Annotated in this window: 18 protein-coding genes; 2 read left to right on the forward strand and 16 right to left on the reverse strand. The window is 68.0% G+C overall.

From position 1 onward, the window contains the following. Positions 1-94: 94 nt before the first annotated feature. Positions 95-631, forward strand: coding sequence for a shikimate kinase (locus tag ESD82_RS04500; protein ID WP_024844719.1), 537 nt, complete (start codon positions 95-97; stop codon positions 629-631). After that, entirely contained in the window at positions 628-1731 is a 1104-nt protein-coding gene (gene aroB, locus ESD82_RS04505; protein ID WP_147428895.1) for a 3-dehydroquinate synthase, read from the forward strand. Before ESD82_RS04500 ends, aroB begins: the two co-directional genes overlap by 4 nt. Here aroB and mnhG read toward each other — a convergent pair. The 16 genes from mnhG to proS all read right to left on the reverse strand — a co-directional run bounded on the left by mnhG (position 1676) and on the right by proS (position 18818). Beyond that, positions 1676-2143, reverse strand: coding sequence for a monovalent cation/H(+) antiporter subunit G (gene mnhG, locus ESD82_RS04510; protein ID WP_244314451.1), 468 nt, complete (start codon positions 2141-2143; stop codon positions 1676-1678). The genes aroB and mnhG overlap by 56 nt on opposite strands. Beyond that, positions 2140-2421, reverse strand: coding sequence for a K+/H+ antiporter subunit F (locus ESD82_RS04515; protein WP_024844716.1), 282 nt, complete (start codon positions 2419-2421; stop codon positions 2140-2142). Before ESD82_RS04515 ends, mnhG begins: the two co-directional genes overlap by 4 nt. Beyond that, entirely contained in the window at positions 2418-2906 is a 489-nt protein-coding gene (locus tag ESD82_RS04520) for a Na+/H+ antiporter subunit E (RefSeq protein ID WP_024844715.1), read from the reverse strand. The genes ESD82_RS04515 and ESD82_RS04520 overlap by 4 nt, the downstream gene beginning before the upstream one ends. Next, a complete protein-coding gene (locus ESD82_RS04525; protein WP_147429183.1) occupies positions 2903-4642 on the reverse strand; it encodes a monovalent cation/H+ antiporter subunit D in 1740 nt (579 codons plus the stop codon). Before ESD82_RS04525 ends, ESD82_RS04520 begins: the two co-directional genes overlap by 4 nt. Next, positions 4642-4986: a Na+/H+ antiporter subunit C gene (locus ESD82_RS04530; protein ID WP_024844713.1), complete on the reverse strand. Its 345-nt coding sequence runs from the start codon at positions 4984-4986 to the stop codon at positions 4642-4644. The genes ESD82_RS04525 and ESD82_RS04530 overlap by 1 nt, the downstream gene beginning before the upstream one ends. Further along, positions 4986-7865: a monovalent cation/H+ antiporter subunit A gene (locus tag ESD82_RS04535; RefSeq protein ID WP_024844712.1), complete on the reverse strand. Its 2880-nt coding sequence runs from the start codon at positions 7863-7865 to the stop codon at positions 4986-4988. The genes ESD82_RS04530 and ESD82_RS04535 overlap by 1 nt, the downstream gene beginning before the upstream one ends. Positions 7866-8011: 146 nt before the next feature. Further along, entirely contained in the window at positions 8012-9238 is a 1227-nt protein-coding gene (locus tag ESD82_RS04540; RefSeq protein ID WP_244314452.1) for a type III PLP-dependent enzyme, read from the reverse strand. Beyond that, positions 9231-9467 carry an acyl carrier protein gene (locus ESD82_RS04545; RefSeq protein ID WP_024844710.1) on the reverse strand — a complete coding sequence of 79 codons (237 nt, stop codon included), beginning with the start codon at positions 9465-9467 and terminating at the stop codon, positions 9231-9233. Before ESD82_RS04545 ends, ESD82_RS04540 begins: the two co-directional genes overlap by 8 nt. Before the next feature lie 19 nt (positions 9468-9486). Beyond that, on the reverse strand, positions 9487-11058 hold the full coding sequence (locus ESD82_RS04550) for an AMP-binding protein (protein WP_147428894.1): 1572 nt from the start codon (positions 11056-11058) through the stop codon (positions 9487-9489). Then, positions 11051-11587, reverse strand: coding sequence for a serine O-acetyltransferase (locus ESD82_RS04555; protein ID WP_231486788.1), 537 nt, complete (start codon positions 11585-11587; stop codon positions 11051-11053). Before ESD82_RS04555 ends, ESD82_RS04550 begins: the two co-directional genes overlap by 8 nt. 100 nt (positions 11588-11687) lie before the next feature. Further along, a complete protein-coding gene (locus ESD82_RS04560; RefSeq protein ID WP_028709941.1) occupies positions 11688-12740 on the reverse strand; it encodes a glycosyltransferase 61 family protein in 1053 nt (350 codons plus the stop codon). Between the two features lie 73 nt (positions 12741-12813). After that, positions 12814-13980, reverse strand: coding sequence for an SGNH/GDSL hydrolase family protein (locus ESD82_RS04565; RefSeq protein ID WP_147428893.1), 1167 nt, complete (start codon positions 13978-13980; stop codon positions 12814-12816). A 68-nt stretch (positions 13981-14048) separates the two neighbouring features. Beyond that, positions 14049-15218 (reverse strand): DegT/DnrJ/EryC1/StrS family aminotransferase, encoded by a 1170-nt coding sequence (locus ESD82_RS04570; protein ID WP_147428892.1) that lies wholly within the window; start codon positions 15216-15218, stop codon positions 14049-14051. Further along, positions 15215-16138 (reverse strand): GDP-L-fucose synthase family protein, encoded by a 924-nt coding sequence (locus tag ESD82_RS04575; protein ID WP_147428891.1) that lies wholly within the window; start codon positions 16136-16138, stop codon positions 15215-15217. The genes ESD82_RS04570 and ESD82_RS04575 overlap by 4 nt, the downstream gene beginning before the upstream one ends. Continuing rightward, positions 16139-17263 (reverse strand): GDP-mannose 4,6-dehydratase, encoded by a 1125-nt coding sequence (gene gmd, locus ESD82_RS04580; protein ID WP_208852027.1) that lies wholly within the window; start codon positions 17261-17263, stop codon positions 16139-16141. 202 nt (positions 17264-17465) lie between these two features. Beyond that, on the reverse strand, positions 17466-18818 hold the full coding sequence (gene proS / locus ESD82_RS04585; protein WP_024844703.1) for a proline--tRNA ligase: 1353 nt from the start codon (positions 18816-18818) through the stop codon (positions 17466-17468). Positions 18819-18925 lie beyond the last annotated feature (107 nt).

Raw genomic sequence — 18925 nt, forward strand, 5'->3', positions numbered from 1 at the left:
GGTCTGTCGCCGGTTCCCGTGAAATATATATGGCATTTCCCGAAAGATCACGCCATCAGTCTGTCCGGTTGAATGAGGCAGGGACCGGGTGTTGATGCGGCGTAACATCGTGCTGATCGGAATGATGGGGGCGGGCAAGACCGCGATCGGGGGCGAACTTGCGCGCCGGTTGCGCAGGCCCTTCTCGGATACCGATGCCGAGATCGAGCGCGCGGCGGCCATGACCATCCCGGAAATCTTTGCCCGCGACGGCGAGGAATTCTTTCGCGCCCGCGAATCGGAAGTGCTGGGCCGGGTGCTGGCCTCGGGGCCCGGCATCGTTTCGACCGGCGGCGGCGCCTGGCTGCGCCCCGAGAATCGCGCCCGCATCGGCGAAGACGGCGTCTCGGTCTGGCTCGACTGCGATCTGGAGACGCTCTGGCACCGGGTCCGGCACCGCCCGACGCGGCCGCTGCTGCAGACCCCCGACCCGCGCGGCACGCTGGAGCGGCTGCTGGCCGAGCGCGGCCCGGTCTATGCGCTGGCCGACATCCGCGTCCCCGCGCAGCGCGGCGACAGCATCGAACAGACGGCGGAGCGCGTGCTGGACGCGATCCGCGCACATGACCCCGCGATCCTGGAGGGCAGATGAGCATCGAGACCGTTCACGTTGACCTGGGCGCGCGTTCCTATGACGTGCGCATCGGCCAGGGCCTGCTTGGCCGGGCAGGCGAGGAGATCGTCGCGCTGGCCGGGCGCCGCCGCGTCGCCATCCTGACCGACGAGACGGTGGCGGCGCTGCACCTGCCGGCGCTGCGCGAGGCGCTGGCCCGGCAGGGGATCGAGGCGCCGGCCCTGGCCCTGCCCGCCGGCGAGGCCACGAAATGCTGGGCCGAGCTGGGCCGCGCCGTGGAATGGCTGCTGGCCCAGAAGGTCGAGCGCAAGGATCTGGTGATCGCGCTGGGTGGCGGGGTGATCGGCGACCTGGCCGGTTTCGCCGCCGCGATCCTGCGCCGCGGCCTGCGCTTCGTGCAGATCCCGACGACGCTTCTGGCGCAGGTGGACAGTTCGGTAGGCGGCAAGACCGGCATCAACAGCCCGCAGGGCAAGAACCTGATCGGCGCCTTTCACCAGCCGGCCTTGGTGCTGGCCGATATCGACGTGCTGACCACGCTGAGCCCGCGCGATTTCCGCGCCGGCTATGGCGAGGTGGCGAAATACGGGCTCTTGGGCGACGAGGGCTTCTTCGCATGGCTCGAGGCCAATGCCGCGGGGCTGGCAAGCGATCCGGCGCTGCGCCAGCGCGCCGTGCGCCATTCGGTGGCGATGAAGGCCGGCATCGTGCAGCGCGACGAGACCGAGCAGGGCGAGCGCGCGCTGCTGAACCTGGGCCATACCTTCGGCCATGCGCTGGAATCGTCCACCGGCTATTCCGACCGGCTGCTGCATGGCGAAGGCGTGGCCATCGGCTGCACCCTGGCCTTCGAGCTGTCCGCGCGGATGGGCCTGTGCAGCCAGGAGGCGCCGTCGCGGGTGGCGGCGCATTTCGCCGCCATGGGCCTGCCCTCGCGCATTGCCGACATTCCGGGCGAGCTGCCCGATGACGAGGCGCTGATCGGGCTGATGGCCCAGGACAAGAAAGTGCAGGACGGCAAGCTGCGCTTCGTCCTGGCGCGCGGCATCGGCCAGGCCTTCGTCACCGATGCGGTCGATCCCGCCTTGCTGCGGCAGGTGCTGGCGCAATCGCGCTAGGGTCGCGGATCCTCATCAACCCCCGCATCGGCCTCGATGTCGGGGGCGGCGGCTCGGTGCGGCGGCGGGGCGGCACCGGCTCGTCATGGCCCAGCTTGCGGTCGCGGTCGCGGCGCAGCGCCGCCCGGCCCAGCATCAGCAGCGTGATCGGGGTCGAGATCATGATGAAGATGCCGATCATCAGCTCATGCACCACCACGCGCCCCTCGCTCAGCGAGAACATCAGCATCGAGGCCAGGATGATCAGCAGCGTGCCATAGCTGTAGCCCAGCGTCGGCGCGTGCAGCCGCTGGTAGAAGCTTTTCAGCCGCACCAGGCCGACCCCGCCCAGCAGCGTCAGCGAGGCGCCGACGACCACGAACAGCGCGATAATGACGGCGGCCCAGGGCGGCAATTGCTCCAGATGCATCATTCGATCACCTCGCCCCGCATCAGGAACTTGGCGGCGCAGACCGTGGTGACAAAGCCCAGCACGGCGATGACCAGCGCGCCCTCGAAGAAGAAGACATTGCCGTTGCCCATGCCGATGACCAGAAACAGCAGCATGGCGATGGAATACATGGTGTCGAGCGCCAGAACGCGGTCCTGCGCACGCGGCCCGCGCAGCATGCGCCAGCAGGCCAGCGCCAGGGCCAGGATCAGGGCGATCTGGGCATAGCCCAGGGCAAATCGCAGCAACTCGGCCGTCATTCGAATATCTCCATGAGCAGCGCCTCGTAGCGGTCGCGGATCAGGCTTTGCCAGTCGTGGTCGCTGCGCAGGTCGAGGACATGCAGCAGCAGCCGGCCCTCCTCCAGGTCGAATTCGATCCAGGCGGTGCCGGGCGTGCCGGTCAGGATGATCGCCAGCACCGCCAGCGCATTGGGATCGCGCAGGCGCAGCGTCAATTCGACGAAGCCCGAATGGTACTTCGGATGGTCGGGGCCAAGGAGCAGCACCCGCGCCACCGCGATATTGGAGCGCAGGATGTCCAGCGCCACCACCGCCATCAGCCTTGGGATCGCCAGCCAGCGCCGGAAGACGGGCCTGGGCGGATGCAGGTGCTCGACCGACCAGCCCGCCCCCAGCGCGATCAGCGTGCCGAGCAGCAGGTGGCCCGGCGTGAAGGCGGTCAGGAACAGCCACATCAGCACCAGCACGGCTGAAAGCAGCGGATGGGGGACGAGCCGATTCATTGCGCCACCTCCTCTGGCCCATTCTCGTGCGTAGGCTCGGGCTCGGCAACGGGCTCGGGGGTAAGGCTTTGCACCGGTGCGGCGCGCACGTCCTGCGCCTCGGCCAGGACGGCATTGCGATAGACGCGGGGCTCGAGCAGCGCATCGGCCGTGGCGCTGGTATAGCCCAGCAGCGCATCCGAACGCACGGTCTGCAGGCCGATCATGCCCAGCAGCATGACCACCGGCACCACCTCCAGCGCCAGGATGCGCGGGGTCGGGCCTTCCTCGGCCCAGAAGCGGCGGATGCCGAAGCGCATCAGCGCGATCAGCGCCCCAAGGCCCGACAGGATCAGCATGGCGGCATAGGCCCACAGGATCACCGGCAGATGGCCCGAGGCGGGCAGGTTGTCCTGCACCGCACCGCGCAGGATGGCGAACTTGCCGACGAAGCCCGGCATGGGCGGCAGGCCGGCGATCATCGCCGCGACCAGACCGAAGCAGATCGCCATGGTCAGCCAGCTGACGGTGCGCTGGCTGGCGGGGGCGGTGGTGTCCTCGACCGTGCCCAGCCCCATCGGCGTCCAGCGTTCCGAAAGCGGGTCGAAGCCGTCGCCCTCGTCCGGGGCGTCGTCGTCGCCCTCGTCGTTGCGGCTGACCGGCTCGGCGATCAGGAAGAAGGCCGAGATGGCCGCGGTCGAGCCCACCATGTAGTAAAGCGCGCCGCCCAGCATCGAGCTGCCGCCCCCCGCCTGGGCAAAGCCGATCGCGGCCAGAACCGTCCCCGACGAGATGATCGCCAGATAGCCGCCCTTGCGCGCCAGTTCCGGCGTGCCCAGGATGCCGATCATGCCGAAGGCCATGGTCAGAACGCCGCCGATCATCAGCACCGAGGCGCCGAAGCCGGCCGAGGGCCCGGCATCCGGCCCCAGCACCAGCAGCGACAGCCGCAGGATGACATAGATGCCGACCTTGGTCATGATCGCCATGATCGCGGCGGCGGGCGGCGAGGCGGCGCCATAGGTCGGCGGCAGCCAGAAGCACAGCGGCCAGGCCGCCGCCTTGATCAGGAAGGCAAGCCCCAGGAAGGTCGCCGCGGCATGGAACAGCAGCCGCTCGGCATCGTCGAGCCAGTGCAGGGCCCGGGCGATATCGGCCATGTTCAGCGTGCCGGTGGTGCCATAGACCAGCGCAACGCCGATCAGGAAGAACAGCGAGGCCGCAAGGTTCACCGCCAGGTAATGCAGCCCGGCCTTGATCCGCTCGGGGCCCGAGCCATGCAGCATCAGCCCGTATGAGGCCGCGAGCATCACCTCGAAGAACACGAAGAGGTTGAACAGGTCGCCGGTCAGGAACGAGCCGTTGACCCCGGCCAGCAGGAACTGGAACATGCTGTGGTAATGCTGGCCCTTGCCGTGCCAGCCGGCGGCGGCATAGACCAGCGAGGGCGCGGCCAGAAGCGCGGTCAGCATCACCATCATCGCCGAAAGCCGGTCCAGCACCAGCACGATGCCGATGGGCACCGGCCAGTCGCCCAGGCGGTAAAGCCCGACGACCGTGCCGCCCTGCTCGGTCGCGGATTTGACGTCGGCCATCAGCTCGACCGAGGCCAGGAAGGTCAGCCCCACCGCCACCAGCCCGATGATCAGCTTGGTCTGCCGGCTGCGGTCGCTGTAAAACAGCATGAGCGCGCCGGCCACCAGCGGGATCAGGATCGGCGCGATCATCAGGTGGTCGGGCATGGCCGCATCGTTCATCATGGATGACGCTCCTTGCCGTCCACGTGGTCGGTGCCGGTGGCCCCGCGCGAGGCGATCATCAGCACCAGGAACAGCGCCGTGGTGGCGAAGCTGATGACGATGGCGGTCAGCACCAGCGCCTGCGGCACCGGGTCGGCATAGGCGGTCGGATCGACGAAGCCGCCCTTGGGCATGATCGGCGCGGCGCCGACGTAAAGCCGGCCCATGGCAAAGATGAACAGGTTGATGCCATAGGCCAGCAGGCATAGGCCGATGATGACCTGGTAGGAGCGCGGCCGCAGCAGCAGCCAGACGCCGGAGCCGACCAGGATGCCGATGGCAAGGGCAAGGATCAGTTCCATCAGCGCGGCTCCTCGGCGGTTTCCAGCGGCCGGGCGCGCGGGGCGACGCGCAGCGACTGGTGGGCAATGGCGATCAGCATCAGCACGATGGCGCCCAGAACGGTCGAGAACACGCCGAAATCGAACAGCATCGCGGTCGAGAAGGGCACCTTGCCGATGACCGGGAACTCGAGATACTGCGCATGCGCGCTGAGGAAGGGATAGCCGAAGATCCACGACCCGGCCCCGACCGCCGCCGAGATGGTCAGCCCCGCCGCCATCCAGCGCATCGGCAGCACGGTGATCCGCGCCTCGACCCAGCGCACATTGGCGGCGACATATTGCAAGAGCAGGCCCACGGCCAGGGTGACGCCGGCGGCGAACCCCCCGCCGGGCAGGTCGTGGCCGCGGAAGAACAGATAGGCCGACAGCGCGATGATCGGCGCGAACATCCATTGCATCAGCACCGAGGGCACGAAGAGATAGGCCTCCAGCGCCTGTTCCTCGGCATCGAGCTGCGGGCGCGGGCGTTCGACGCTTTCGGGCGCGGGCCGGAAGCGGCGCAGCAGCGCATAGACGGTCAGCCCGACGACGGCGAGGACGGTGATCTCGCCGAAGGTGTCGAAGGCGCGGAAATCCACCAGGATGACGTTGACGACATTGGTGCCGCCGCCCTCGACATAGGCATTGCGCAGGAACCAGTCGCCCAGCGAGGTGCCGGGCGGGGTCAGCAGCACCGCCAGCGCCAGCGCCGTCATGCCCGTGCCGCAGGCCAGCGCGATCAGCAGGTCGCGCGCGCGGCGCGAGCGGGCCGTGAGGTTGTTGTCGCCGGGGATCTCCTGGTCGCGCTTGGGCAGCCAGCGCAGGCCCAGCAGCAAAAGCGCGGTGGTGGCGATCTCGACCAGCAGCTGGGTCACGGCCAGGTCGGGGGCCGAGAGCCAGACGAAGGTCGCGCAGGTGACCAGGCCCGCGCCGCCCATCAGCACCAGCGCCGCGAAACGGTGATACTTGGCCTGCCAGGCGGCGCCGACGGCGCAGGTGCCGCCGACCAGCCACAGCAGGGCAAAAACCAGCTCGCTCGCGCCCAGTTCGGGCATGGGCACGTTCCAGTCCAGCCGGCGCAGCACGAACCAGGCCCCGGCCAGCGACAAAAGCACCATGGCACGCAATTGCGACTGCAGCCCGTTCGCCGACAGCACCCGCAGCGCAAAGCGCGGCAGCCGGATGGTAAAAACCTGCAGCAGCCAGTCGAAGCCGCGGGCAAAGTCCAGCCGGCGCATCACCCGCGTGCCGTCCTCGCCCGAATCGATCAGCCGGCGCGGCAGCAGGTAGATCAGCGCGCCCAGCGACATGGCGATCAGGCTCATGATCAGCGGCGGGCTGACGCCGTGCCAGATCTTCAGGCTGAAATGCGGCAGTTCCGGGCCGACCACGGCCATGCTGGCGGTCTGCAGCCAGGTGCCCAGCACCTGCTGCGGGAACATGCCGACCGCCAGGCAGATCGCCACCAGGATCGCCACCGGCAGGCGCATCAGCAGGGGCGGCTCATGCGGTTCCTGCGGCAGGTCGGTGGCGGGCGGGCCGAAGAACACCGTGACGATGAAGCGCAACGAATAGGCGGCGCTGAACGCCCCGGCCAGCACCGCGACATAGGGCGCGAAACTGTCCAGCGAGCCGCCGTTGTTCCAGACATAGGTCGCCTCGAAGAACATCTCCTTGGACAGGAAGCCGTTAAGCAGCGGCACCCCTGCCATGGCGCCCGAGGCGATGATCGCCAGCATCGCCGTGACCGGCATCACCCGCGCCAGGCCCGACAGGCGGCGCATGTCGCGGGTGCCGGTTTCGTGGTCGATAATGCCGGCGGCCATGAACAGCGAGGCCTTGAAGACGGCGTGGTTGACGATGTGGAACACCGCAGCGATCAGCGCAAAGGGACTGCCGATCCCGGCCAGCGCCGTGATCAGCCCCAGGTGGCTGATGGTGGAATAGGCCAGCAGCCCCTTGAGGTCATGGCGGAACAGCGCCACCACCGCCCCCAGGAGCAGCGTGGTCATGCCGATGCCGGTGACGATCTGGAACCAGGCATCCGTGCCCCCCAGCGCCGGGTGAAAGCGCAACAGCACGAAGACCCCGGCCTTCACCATGGTCGCCGAATGCAGATAGGCCGAGACCGGCGTCGGCGCCGCCATGGCGTTGGGCAGCCAGAAATGGAACGGGAATTGCGCCGATTTGGTGAAGGCGCCCAGCACGAACAGGATCAGCACCACGGGATAAAGCCGATGGCTGGTGATCTGCGGCCCGGCGGCCAGAACGGCGTCGAGGTCGTAGCTGCCGGCGATCTGGCCCAGCAGGATCATCGCCACCATCAGGCACAGCCCGCCCGAGGCGGTCACGATCAGCGACATCCGCGCCCCGTCGCGGGCGTCCTGCCGCTGGAACCAGTAGCCGATCAGCAGGAAGGACACGATGCTGGTCAGTTCCCAGAACACCACCAGCATGATGATGTTGCCCGACAGCAGCAGCCCCGACATGGCACCGGCAAAGGCCAGCAGGCTGGAATAGAGCCGCGGCACCGGGTCGTCGGGCGACATGTAATAGCGCGCGTAAAGGATCACGAGGAACCCGATTCCCGCCACCAGCACCATGAACAGCCAGGAAAACCCGTCGATGCGGAAGGTCAGGTCAAGCCCGATGGAGCTGACCCAGTGGAAGGTGCCGGTGATGTGCTGCCCCTCGGTCACGGCGGGGTAAAGCACGCCCAGGATCACCAGCGCGACGATCATCGTCAGCCCGGCCAGCCAGGCTTCGGCATTGCGCGCCCCGATGGGAAGTGTGGCCGCCAGGGCGGCCGACACGAATGGCGTCAGAACAAGCAAGAGCAACAGGTTCTGTTCGACCATCGTGTTCCTTTTCCGGTTCGGGCTGTGCGCAGATAATAGACGCGCAGGCGCGGAAAACACAACCGACCCGGTCGATAAAAACGACGCAAAAATCCAGGATCAGGAATATTTTATCGCACCGCCGCGCGAGGCGCCGCGCCGGGGCCTCAGCCGCCCCGGATTCGCGTCACGTCGCGCATCTGCCCGCCGGTCAGCAGCAGCTCAGCCGGCATGGGATGGCTGATGAAATGCAGCGGGCTGGCGGTCGGCCCATAGGCGCCGCAGGCATGGATGGCGATCAGGTCGCCTTCCTCCAGCCTGGGCAGGGCGACACCGCCGCCCAGCTTGTCGATCGAGGTGCAGAGCGGGCCGGAGATGTCCTGCCTTTCCTCGGGCCGGGCGCCGTCTTCGTCGCCGCCGACCCGGTGCATGACGTAATTGCGCCGCAGCACCATGCCGAAATTGCCCGAGGCGGCCAGGTTGGCGTTCAGCCCGCCGTCGCAGATGGCGATTCGGCTGCCGCGCGACTGCTTGACCGAGACGACGCGGGTCACGAACCAGCCCGCCGGCCCGACCAGGTAGCGGCCAAGCTCCAGCACCAGCCGGGTCGCGGAAAAGCGCGCGGCGAAGGCGTCGAGTTCGGGGCCGATCTCGGCGGCGATGGCGGCAAGGTCCAGCGCGCTGTCGCCGGGATGGTAGGGAATGCCCAGGCCGGCGCCGAAGATCAGCTTTTCCGGGCGCAGGTCCAGAGCCGCGCAGGTATCGGCAAACACCTGCATGAAGATGCGCCAGTTCTCGCAGATCGCCTCGGGTTTCAGGCATTGCGTGCCGGAATAGATGTGCAGCCCGATGATCTTCAGGTTCGGCAGGGCGGCGATCTGCGGCAGGATCTCGGCCGCCTCCTCGACATCGACGCCGAAGGGGCTGGGCCGGCCGGCCATCTGGTCGCCGAAGCCCTTGGGCACGCGCGCGGGCGCCAGGCGGACCAGAACCGGCTGCACGCGGCCCAGTTCGCCGGCGATGGCATCGGCCAGCCGCGCCTCGCGCAGGCTTTCCAGCACCAGCTCGCCCAGGCCCGCCTGGGTGGCGGCGCGCAACTCGGCATCGCGCTTGGCCGGGCCGGTGAAGCTGATCCGCTCCGCATCCCAGCCCGCCTCCTGCGCCAGCGCCAGCTCGCCGCCCGAGGAGATGTCAAGGCAGTCCAGCCGGCCCCGCATCCAGTCCAGCAGGGCCGGGTTCGGGTTGCTTTTCACCGCGAAGCTGACGGCGAACCAGCGCCCCAGATGCGCGCGCAGATGCGCCAGCCGTTCCTCGACCAGGTCGGTGGCATAGACATAGCAGGGCGTGCCGAAACGCGCCGCGGCCTCGGCCAGGTGGCGGTCGAGGTCAGTCAAGGGTCTGCACATAGGCCAGGATGGCATCGACCGTGTCGAAATTCTCCAGCGTCACGTCGCCCGGCTGCACCCGCAGCTCGGCCTTTTGCTCGACAAAGGAGATCAGCCCGACCATCGCCACCGAATCCAGCATCCCGGTCGAGAAAAGCTCGGTATCGCCATCGAGCGGCGTGTCGATGTTCAGTTCGCTGCGGATATAGCGGAGCAGATCGTCCTTGCTCAGGCTCATGGATCCAATGCCTTTCTGGTCAGTTATGCAATGCCGCACGGGCGGCGGAAATGATGGCCGGGCGGTCCAGCTTGCCGCTGGCGGTGCGCGGCATGGCGCCTGGCCAGGGATGGTAGTGCTGCGGACGCATGTAATGCGGCATGGCGCGGGCGCAATGCGCGGCCAGCGCGGTTTCGTCGGCCTGCGGCAGATAGGTCACCACCGCGTGAACCGCCTGGCCCAGGTCCGCATCCTCGACGCCGAAGGCCACCACGTCGGTCACAAGCCCGCTTTGCGAGATCGCATCCTCGACCTCGGTCGGCGACAGCCGGAAGCCCAGGGTCTTGATCATCTCGTCCATGCGGCTGACGAACCACAGGTCGCCATCCTCGTCGACGCGCACCAGATCGCCCGACCAGACCACCGGCTCGTCGCCCAGCAGATGCGCCAGTTCGGGGCAGGGGCGGATCTTCTGCGCCGTCACCTCGGGCTTTTCCCAATAGCCCATGCTGACCAGCGGGCCGGCATGGACCAGCTCGCCCTGTTCGCCGGGACCGGCCACGCCCTCGCCATGCTTGACGGCGAAGACCTGCGCGTTCGGGATCTGCCGGCCGATCGAGCCCATCTTGGCCGCGAATCTCTCGGGCGGCAGATAGGTCGAGCGGAAGGCCTCGGTCAGCCCATACATCAGGTAGATGTCGACGCCCGGAAATACCTGCGGCAGCAGCTCCAGGATGTTCGGGGGGATCTTGCCGCCGGTATTGGTGATGCGCCGCAGCGCCGGCAGGTCGGTCGGGCGATCCACCAGCAGCCGCACGATCTGGTTCCACAGGGGCGGCACGCCGGCGATCCCCGTCACCGATTCGGCCTGGGCCATGCGGATGATCTCGGCCGGCATGGTCAGCGGCTGGTGCACCACCGTCCCGCCCGTCAGCAGCATGGTGGTCAGCTGGTTCAGCCCGGCGTCGAAACTGTAGGGCAGCACCGACAGCAGCCGGTCGCTTTCGTCCAGCCCCAGATAGTCCGCGACCGAGATGGCGCCCACGCGGATGTTGCGATGGCTGAGCATCACCCCCTTGGGCGCGCCGGTCGAGCCCGAGGTGTAGATGATCATCGCCAAGCCGCGCGGGTCGGGTTCGTCGGGCGCGGAAGCCTGGTCGGCGGCAAGCGCCCCCCAGGGGTCCGCGCCCTGGACAAGGCCCTCGGCCTTGCCCTGAACAAGATAGGCCGTGCCCTCGGGCAAGGCATGTTCGCCCACCAGCGCCTCCAGGGCGTTGCGGGGCAGGATCGCCGCGCGCGCCCGGCTGTCGCGGGCGACATAGGCCAGCTGCGCGGGCGTCCAGCGGATGTTCACGTTGATGACCACGGCGCCCATCTTCCAGGCGCCGAACATGGCCGCGACCTCGTCTATGCCCTTGCGCAGATGCGCGATCACCCGGTCTCCGGGCCGGATGCCGCGCCGGACCAGCCAGTCGGCCACGCGCCCGGCCTCGGCCGCCAGTTCGGCATAGGTGACCGCGCGGCCCTGGTCCACCGCGGCGATCTTGTCGGCGCGGGCGGGCAGGTTGTCGGCCAGAAGGCGCCACATGCTGCGGTCGAAATCGTCACTCATCGGCGGGGGCCTTCTTTCTGGCGGCAAAGATCGGCAGGCTGGGATAGATCTTGGCGGGCGAGCCGATCACCACCGAATCCGGCGGCACATTGGTCGTCACCGCGGTATTGGCGCCGATCCGCACCCGGTCGCCGATGGTGATCGGGCCCAGCACGCAGGAATTGACGCCGATGAACACGTCGTCGCCGATCACCGGCGCGCCGGGGCCCATGTTGGTGCCGATGGTGACATTGTGCATCACCCCGCAGCGGTCGCCGATCACCACCTCGGGATGGATCGACAGCGAGCCCTCGGCATGGATGATGTGGAAATCCTTGCCCAGCCGCACCTGCGGCGGGATCCAGACCTTGGTCACGTTCAGGATCAGGATCTTCATCAGCGCATAGGGCTTGCCGGCCAGCCAGCGCAGCAGCGGGTTCTTCACCCCGATGGCCCAGCGGCCATAGCGATAGACGGCAAGCGAGACGAAGGCGGGCTCGGTCAGCGAACGGCCGTGTCGTCTGTAGTCATCCCGGAGAGTTTCGAACATCACCATGCACTTGCTTAATCACTTCGGCGGGAAATAAGGGTCGCCCGCCCCCATATTCCGATGTCTCGCGGCAAACTCAACCTGACTGTTAGGACGGGTTTCAGGGGTTTTGGGCCGCGATCAGGTCGAGCGTGCGCCGGATCTGGTCCCATTCCACCCGGTAGCCGCGGGCTGTGCCGGACCCCACCACCATCGCGTAATGCTGCTGCCAGCAATCCGTCAGCAGCTTGAGCGAGGTGGTCACCCGGTCCGCCGGCTGCAAGGTCAGCACCGTGCCGCCCGGCGCCATGGCGATGACGCCATGGGCCAATTGGCTGCCCTCGACCCCCGCCACGATCCGGGCCGCGCCCGCCGCCGCGGCCAGTTCGTCGGCATCCTGGCGGTCAATGTAGAGGGTGCGGAAACCGTATTCGGCCTCCAACCGCTCGGCGATCTCGGCCTCGTTCTCCAGGATGCGGGCATCGCCGCTGGCGCCGCGGAAGATGAAGACGCCGGGCAGGGGTTCCAGCGCCCGGCCCTGAAGGATCAGGGCGCGGTTGCGCTGCGCGCGGGCGCGGCGGTGGCTGTTGCTTTGCAGGTCGTCGAACAGGATCAGCTCGTCGAAATGCACGTCGCCGATGCGGCGCGGCGCCATGCCCAGCAATTCCTCGTAGCGCGCGATATGGCCGCCGCGCAGCGGCGCGGAGGTCACCGGCGCGCCCGTCTCCTCGGCCAGGCGATAGGCAAGGCAGTCGTTCAAGAGCCAGTTGCCGAACCAGCGGTTGCCGATCCAGCTTTCGTAAAGCGCGCCCGACAGGCTTTCGCGCGGCCGGGCATAGCTGAAGGGCGCGCGCTTGTGCGGGCGCAGGTGGCGCTCGGCCCCGCGCGCATGCAGCACGCCATCGACGAAATCCACGTCGCGGAAGCGATAGCCCATGGTGGGCGGCGTCTGCTCGGCCGGGTTGCCCTGCATCTGTTCCAGGATGTCGGGCAGGGCGCCGAACTCGGTGCGCGCGATATGCTCGATCTGGTCGGGCAGCCAGATGCCCGGCATGACCTCGACCACCTCGGCCGGAGAGATCTCCCATCGCTCGACGGCGGTGGCAAAGAAATCCGCGGGGCCCAGCCCGGCAAGGCGGCGCAGGCGGTTATGGGTCGGTCTGAGGGAATGCATGGCGGCTCGGCTGGCAGGGTCGGGTGGAGTTTGCGGGCGGGCGCCGGCGGGCGCAAGAGACAGAATGTGCAGTTCAGTTCGGATCCGGCCCCTTCAGCGCCGCGACCAGCGCCTGCGCGATCATCGCGTGATCCTCGGCCGAGGGGTGCCACAGGCAGGCGTTGCGCCGCGGATCGCCCAGCACGACCAGGCGGTTGGCCAGGCCCCGGCGATCCAGCAGTTCCGAGGCGGTCCGATGCGCCTCGACCAGTTCGGGCCCGTATTCGCCGAAGGCCAGCAGCACCAGGGTCGCGCCGGGGTTTTCCTGCGCGCGGGCGGCGGCGAAATCGGCCAGCGCCGGGCCGAACTCGTGGCGCAGCTGGCCCTTGTCGCTCCAGCGTTCGCCGGGGGCGAGTTCCGAGCCGAACACGTTCGAGCCCAGCCCGATGACCACCATATCCGCCTTGCGCTCCGGCAGGGGGGCCGCATCCGGCTGTCCCGGCAGGGCCAGGGGATAGAGCCGGTCCATGGTGCGGTCGGGCTCGGCGCTGCCGTAGTTGCGCAAGAGCCCGATGCCCGAGCGGGCGACGATGCGGTAATCCGCGCCCAGCGCCGCCGCGACCTGCGGGCCGAAGCCGCGGCTGGTATCGGTCGCGGCATAGATCTCCTCAGCCTCGCAATCGCGGCGGCTGGCGGTATTGGCAAAGCCGACGGTATCGGAATCGCCGATGAACTCGATCAGCCGCGGCGCCGGGTCGGGCGGCGGCAGCGCCTGGGCCGAATCGTCCAGGAAGAAGCCGCCGAACAGCGCCGGGCCGGCGGATTCACTGATCTTTTCGGCGCGGATCTCATGCCGGCCGGGGGCGAGGCCGCGGATATGCAGATCCTGCCGGCCGGGGCGCGAGACCTCGACCGCCTTGCCGTCCAGCGTCACCCGCCAGCGATTGACCGCATCGTCGAAGCGCAGCACGATCCCCGTGCCCTGAAACCGGGCCGAGGCGTGAAAGCCCGGCCATTCGTGGCGATAGCCCTGGCCCGCGGGGCCGGGGGCGGCGCGGCCGGTCGCCTGGGCGGGCAGGGCGGTCCATCCGGGTCGCGGCGGGCCGAGTTCCGCCTGGAATCCCGCATCCCCGGCCAGGCTCAGCGTCGGCACCGGCGTCGCCGGGCGCGGCGGTTCGGGCCAGACCAGGAAAGCGGTCCCCGCGACCAGGGCGGCGACCAGGACCGTCGCGCCGATCCGCCTTGTCCAGATTGCACCCATGACCGCCCACCCGAAACCCTGGCGCCGATCCTGATCAAGCCGGGCCGGCAAGTCCAGCACCCTGCCGGTCAGCCGCGAAATTCGGCAAGGATGCCGATCGCCTCGTGCATGTCATAAGGGTGATTGCCGATGAAGAAGCCGTTGCGGTCGATCTCCTCGGCATGGCTCATCGGCCCATGCAGGCTGTGATCCATCAGGCGCAGCACGGGATTTTGGGTGAAATTGCCGCTGACGATGGGCCGGGTCTCGAACCCGAGGGCGCCGAGCCGGGCCAGAATCCCGCGTCGCGTCAGGCCCGTTTCCGGCCGCAGCACCAGCGAAAATCCGAACCAGCTGCTTTTGCCGGTTTCGCGCTGGATGCGGAACAGCGGGTGGTCTGCCATCGCCTGCTGCCAGAGCGCGCCATTCGCGCGCCGCCCCTCGATCAGCCGCGGCAGCTTTTCCAGCTGCGCCCGGCCCAGGGCGCCCGACATCTCCAGCGGACGCAGGTTGTAGCCGGGCAGGACGAAGCGAAAGCTTTCCTCGAAGGGATCGTCGCTCTTCTCGCCGGTCACGCGGTTGAATTTCGGCAGGTCGCGCGTCCAGCCATGCGCCCGCAGCGCCAGCAGGATGTGGTAAAGTTCCTCGTCATCGGTGACGACCAGCCCCCCCTCCATGGTCGAGATGTGATGCGAGAAGAAGGTCGAAAACGTCCCCATCACCCCGAAGGTGCCGCATTGCCGGCCGCCGAAGGTGGCGCCCATCGATTCGCAATTATCCTCGATCAGCACGATATTGCGGGTGCCGATGAGGGCACGGATCGCGTCGAAATCATTGGGATTGCCCAGCAGGTTCACCGCCATGATCGCGCGGGTGCGGGGTCCAATCGCCCCGGCCAGCCCGGCAAGGTCGTAGTTCAGCGTCTCGCGGTCGATGTCGACGAATTTCAGGTGCAGCCCGTATTGGTGCAGCGGAAAGAAGGTGGTGGACCAGGAGACTGCCGGCACGATCACCTCGTCGCCCGGCATCAGCCGCAAGGCGGGGTTCTGCGTATGGCGCAGCGCCGCCGCCATGGCGAGATTGGCCGAGGAGCCCGAGTTCACCATCACCGCGTAACGGCTGCCGGTGAAACAGGCGAATTCTTCCTCGAAGGCCGCCACCTCGGGGCCCATGGAAAAGCGGTCCGAGTCGATCACCCGTTGCAAGGCGGCCCGTTCCGCCTCGTCCCAGCTGGAAGTGGCAAGGGGAAAGCCGCTCATGGCTGATGCTCCAGATACCAGGCATAGGTGGCGGCGATGCCCTCGCGCAGGCCGGTTTGCGGCGCCCAGCCCCATTCCGTCTGCCGCGCCACGGACAGGAGCTTGCGCCGCATGCCCACCGGCTTGCCCAGGTCGTGGACAAAACGGCCCTGCCAGCCGATCACCCCGGCCGCGATGCGGTAATAGTCGTCGATGGCATGATCCACGCCCGGCCCGATATTCATCACTGCCGGCACGGACGAGGGACCGGCCAGCGCCCGCAGGATCGCCTCGGCCAGGTCGCCCGCATGCATGAACTCGCGCCGGGCCGTGCCGTCGCCCCAGATCTCGACCGTCTCATGGCCCTCGACCCTGGCGCGGTGGATCTTGTGGATGATCGCCGGCAGGAGGTGCGACTGGCCTGGGTCGAACTTGTCGAAGGGGCCGTAGAGGTTGCAGGGTACCAGCGTGCGCCATTGCAGGCCGCGATCCTCGCGGCAGGCATGGTCCACCAGCCGCATCGCCATGATCTTGGCCAAGGCATAGCCCTCGTTGCTGGGCTCGAGCGGGCCGGTCAGGATCTGCTCCTCGGCCAGGCCGCAATGCAGGTCGCGCGGATAGACGCAGCTCGAACTCAGGTTGATCAGCACCGGGATACGCGCCTCGCGGCAGGCGGCGATCAGGTTCAGCCCGATGCGGGCGTTCTCGATCAGATACCGCATCGGCTCGGCCAGGTTGGCCTGGATGCCCCCGACCACGCCCGCGGCATGGACCACCGCATCGGGGCGATGCCGCGCCAGCCAGTCCCGCAGCGCGTCCGCGTCGCACAGGTCCAGCTCGGTGCGCGCGGGCGCCAGCACCTGCCAGGCGGCGATGCCGGGATGGGCGCGCAGGTTGCGCCCGACCATGCCATGCCCGCCGGTGATGAACAGCCGTGCCATCTATCGCGCCTCCTGCGCGACGGCCGGACCCAGCCCATGCCGCTTCAGCAACGCATTCTGCCGTGCCGCCCGCAGGTCGGCGGCGACCATCTCGGCGATCATCTCGCGCAAGCCGGTCCGGGGCCGCCAGCCCAGCCGCCGATGCGCCTTGGCGGCATCGCCCCGCAGGCTCGCCACCTCGGCCGGGCGGAAATACTTGGGATCGACCCGCATCACAACATCGCCCGGACGCAGGGCCGGCGCCCGGTCGCCCGCGACCGAGGCGACCAGGGCGACCTCATCCAAGCCCGTGCCGCGAAACTCCAGCGCGATGCCCAGCTCCTCGGCGGCCCAGGTCAGGAACTGGCGCACGGAATGCTGCTCGCCGGTGGCGATGACGTAATCGTCGGGCGCATCGCATTGCAGCATCAGCCATTGCATGCGCACATAGTCGCGGGCATGGCCCCAGTCGCGCAGCGCGTCCAGGTTGCCCAGGTACAGGCAACCCCCGACCCCCTGGGCAAGATTGGCCAGCCCGCGGGTGATCTTGCGGGTGACGAAGGTCTCGCCGCGGCGCGGGCTCTCGTGGTTGAACAGGATGCCGTTGCAGGCGAAAATCCCATAGGCCTCGCGATAGTTCACCGTGATCCAATAGGCATAGAGCTTGGCCACGGCATAGGGGCTGCGCGGGTGAAAGGGCGTGCGCTCGGTCTGCGGCACCTCGCGCACCAGCCCGTAAAGCTCGGAGCTCGACGCCTGGTAGAACCGCGTCACCCGCTCCAGCCCCAGGAAACGGATCGCCTCCAGCAGCCGCAGCGTCCCCAGCCCGTCAACGTCGGCCGTATATTCCGGCGCCTCGAAACTGACCGCGACATGGGATTGCGCACCCAGGTTATAGACCTCGTCCGGCCGCACCTCGGCCATGATCCGAGTCAGGTTCGAGGCATCGGACAGGTCGCCGTAATGCAGCAAGAAGCGCGGCGCGACCTCATGCGGATCCTGGAAGATTTGATCGACCCGCTGGGTGTTGAAGGAAGAGGACCGGCGCTTGATGCCATGCACCTCATAGCCCTTTTCCAGCAGGAACTCGGCCAGGTAGGAGCCATCCTGCCCCGTCACCCCGGTAATCAGCGCCTTCTTCACCATGAACCGCTCACTCTTGAACCACGAAACCGCGAAACCGTGAAACCATGCCGCCTGGCGCCGCGCGGAAGGGCAGGCGGCTTCTTCGTTCTCCAAATACCCACCCGGCCGCACCGCCCGAGCCGGGGGCGCCGCCTGCGCGCCGCCCCATGTTTCTGCATTGCCCAAATACCCGGGGCAACCGTACCGCCGGACGCGGCCGCGCCTATTTCGCGGCGTCGAAGACCGGCTGGTAGATTTCCTTCAGCCGCGCCACCGCCTCCTGCGGCGACAGCTCGACCGATTCGCCGCTGCGGCGCGAGGTCAGCTCGACCTTGTTCGCCGCCAGCCCGCGCGGGCCGACGGTGATGCGCCAGGGCAGGCCGATCAGGTCCATGGTGGCGAATTTCGCCCCCGCCCGCTCGTCGCGGTCGTCATAGAGCGGGTCCAGACCCTGCGCCTTGAGCTCGGCATAAAGCGCCTCGCAGGCACCGTCGGTCGAGGCGTCGCCCTGCTTGAGGTTGACGATCCCGGCATGGAAGGGCGTCACCCCCTCGGGCCAGATGATGCCCTTGTCGTCATGGCTGGCCTCGATGATGGCGCCCAGAAGGCGGCTGACGCCGATGCCGTGCGAGCCCATGTGCACCGGCACGCGCTGGCCGTCCGGGCCGACCACGGTGGCGCCCATCGGCTCGGAATACTTGGTGCCGAAATAGAAGATCTGCCCGACCTCGATGCCGCGCGCCTGGCGGCGGCGCTCCTCGGGGATCTGCTCGAACAGCGTCGCGTCATGGGTCTCGTCGGTACGGGCATAGCGGCTGGTGAACTCCTCCAGCACGGCCTGGCATTGCGCGACATCGTCGTAATCGATCTGGCGGTCGCCGAATTTCAGGTCGGTGATCTGGCTGTCGTAGAACACTTCCGACTCGCCGGTCTCGGCCAGCACCAGGAATTCATGGGTATAGTCGCCGCCGATCGGGCCGCCGTCGGCGCGCATCGGGATCGCCTGCAGCCCCATGCGCTCATAGGTGCGCAGGTAGCTGACCAGGTGCCGGTTATAGGCATGCAGCGCGTCTTCCTTGGTCAGGTCGAAATTGTAGCCGTCCTTCATCAGGAACTCGCGCCCGCGCATGACGCCGAAGCGGGGGCGGATCTCGTCGCGGAACTTCCACTGGATGTGATACAGCGTCAGCGGCAGATCCTTGTAGCTGTTCACGTGGCCGCGGAAGATGTCGGTGATCATCTCCTCGTTGGTGGGCCCGTAAAGCAGGTCGCGCTTGTGGCGGTCGCGGATGCGCAGCATCTCCTCGCCGTAATCGTCGTAGCGGCCGCTCTCGCGCCACAGGTCGGCGGGTTGCAGCGTCGGCATCAGCATGGCGACATGGCCGGCGCGGGCCTGTTCCTCGTGCACGATCTGCTCGATGCGGCGCAGCACCTTGAAGCCCAGAGGCAGCCAGGAATAGATGCCGGCCGCCTGCTGCTTGATCATGCCGGCACGCAGCATCAGCCGGTGGCTGACGATCTGGGCCTCTTTGGGGTCTTCCTTCAGGACGGGCATGAAATAGCGCGACAGACGCATGGCGAAATCCTCATGATGGCCGGCACGGGTTAGCGGATCGCGGATAGCGGGGCAACGCCCTTCCTTGCAAGCCGGGCCGCGACCGTCCACATAGGAACGCAAACGCG

Source organism: Paracoccus pantotrophus (assembly GCF_008824185.1).
GTDB classification, from domain to species: domain Bacteria; phylum Pseudomonadota; class Alphaproteobacteria; order Rhodobacterales; family Rhodobacteraceae; genus Paracoccus; species Paracoccus pantotrophus.

Bases quoted from the DNA above. Each gene is read 5' to 3' on its own strand.
- ESD82_RS04500 (WP_024844719.1), top strand. From the start codon at position 95: ATGCGGCGTAACATCGTGCTGATCGGAATGATGGGGGCGGGCAAGACC.
- aroB (WP_147428895.1), top strand. From the start codon at position 628: ATGAGCATCGAGACCGTTCACGTTGACCTGGGCGCGCGTTCCTATGAC.
- mnhG (WP_244314451.1), bottom strand. From the start codon at position 2,143: ATGATGCATCTGGAGCAATTGCCGCCCTGGGCCGCCGTCATTATCGCG.
- ESD82_RS04515 (WP_024844716.1), bottom strand. From the start codon at position 2,421: ATGACGGCCGAGTTGCTGCGATTTGCCCTGGGCTATGCCCAGATCGCC.
- ESD82_RS04520 (WP_024844715.1), bottom strand. From the start codon at position 2,906: ATGAATCGGCTCGTCCCCCATCCGCTGCTTTCAGCCGTGCTGGTGCTG.
- ESD82_RS04525 (WP_147429183.1), bottom strand. From the start codon at position 4,642: ATGAACGATGCGGCCATGCCCGACCACCTGATGATCGCGCCGATCCTG.
- ESD82_RS04530 (WP_024844713.1), bottom strand. From the start codon at position 4,986: ATGGAACTGATCCTTGCCCTTGCCATCGGCATCCTGGTCGGCTCCGGC.
- ESD82_RS04535 (WP_024844712.1), bottom strand. From the start codon at position 7,865: ATGGTCGAACAGAACCTGTTGCTCTTGCTTGTTCTGACGCCATTCGTG.
- ESD82_RS04545 (WP_024844710.1), bottom strand. From the start codon at position 9,467: ATGAGCCTGAGCAAGGACGATCTGCTCCGCTATATCCGCAGCGAACTG.
- ESD82_RS04550 (WP_147428894.1), bottom strand. From the start codon at position 11,058: ATGAGTGACGATTTCGACCGCAGCATGTGGCGCCTTCTGGCCGACAAC.
- ESD82_RS04555 (WP_231486788.1), bottom strand. From the start codon at position 11,587: ATGTTCGAAACTCTCCGGGATGACTACAGACGACACGGCCGTTCGCTG.
- ESD82_RS04560 (WP_028709941.1), bottom strand. From the start codon at position 12,740: ATGCATTCCCTCAGACCGACCCATAACCGCCTGCGCCGCCTTGCCGGG.
- ESD82_RS04565 (WP_147428893.1), bottom strand. From the start codon at position 13,980: ATGGGTGCAATCTGGACAAGGCGGATCGGCGCGACGGTCCTGGTCGCC.
- ESD82_RS04570 (WP_147428892.1), bottom strand. From the start codon at position 15,218: ATGAGCGGCTTTCCCCTTGCCACTTCCAGCTGGGACGAGGCGGAACGG.
- ESD82_RS04575 (WP_147428891.1), bottom strand. From the start codon at position 16,138: ATGGCACGGCTGTTCATCACCGGCGGGCATGGCATGGTCGGGCGCAAC.
- gmd (WP_208852027.1), bottom strand. From the start codon at position 17,263: ATGGTGAAGAAGGCGCTGATTACCGGGGTGACGGGGCAGGATGGCTCC.
- proS (WP_024844703.1), bottom strand. From the start codon at position 18,818: ATGCGTCTGTCGCGCTATTTCATGCCCGTCCTGAAGGAAGACCCCAAA.